The following is a 981-nucleotide window of genomic DNA, read 5'->3' on the forward strand; positions in this document are numbered from 1 at the left end:
CCAACCCGGCGGGCGCCACCATCTCCGCCTTGTTCGGTCACCTGTTCTCCGACGCCGCCGACGCGGTGAGCGGCGGATCGGCGGCCAATGGCTTCGCTGGTGTGGTGGTGGTCGGCAACGCCGCCACCGTGGCGCAAGGAACGTGGCAGTATTGGACGGGCACCGCCTGGGCCGACATCGTCGCGGCGAGCGACGCCAACGGGCTGCTGCTGGCCGCCGACACGGCACTGCGCTTCGTTCCCGCCACCAACTGGAATGGCACCACTCCGGCTCTGGCGGTCCGGCTGGTCGAGGATGGTGGCGCGCCACTGATCACGGGCAACCGCGTCGACCTAACCGGTGGGGTCGGCGGCAGTACGGCCTACAGCGCCGGCACCATCGCCCTGACCGGAACCGTCACCCCGGTCAACGACGCGCCGATCGCCACCGGAACAGCCGCGCTCCTGCCGGCCATTGCGGAGGACGCCGCCAACCCGTCCGGCGCCACGGTCACCAGCCTGTTCGTCCACCTGTTCTCCGACCCGGCGGACGCTGTGGCGGGCGGCTCCGCCGCGGACAGCTTCGCCGGCATCGCCATCGTCGGCAACGCGGCGACCGCGCAGGGCGTCTGGCAGTATTGGACCGGCACGGCCTGGACCGCCGTGGGGGCAGTGTCGGATGGCAACGCCCTGCTGCTGGCCGCCGATGCCAAGCTGCGCTTCGTTCCCGCCGCCGATTGGAACGGCGTTCCGCCGAGCCTGACGGTTCGCCTGATCGACGATTCGCAAGGGGCCGTAACCAGCGGCGAGCGGGCGGATGTGACGGGTGCCGGCGGCGACAGCCGCTACAGCCTCGGCACCGTCGCCCTGACCACCGCGGTCAGCGCGATCAACGATGCCCCCGTGGCGACGGGCACGGCGGCCAGCCTGCCGACCATCGCGGAGGACACCGCCAACCCGGCGGGCGCCACCATCTCCGCCTTGTTCGGTCACCTGTTCTCCG

The 981-nt window shown here is 71.9% G+C and carries 1 pseudogene; it reads left to right on the top strand.

The window, feature by feature from the left end:
• A pseudogene (locus tag Q4I23_RS32805) lies at nt 1-981 on the top strand (hypothetical protein); the annotation flags it as partial.

This window comes from Azospirillum sp. UFLA03-27 (assembly GCF_059803775.1).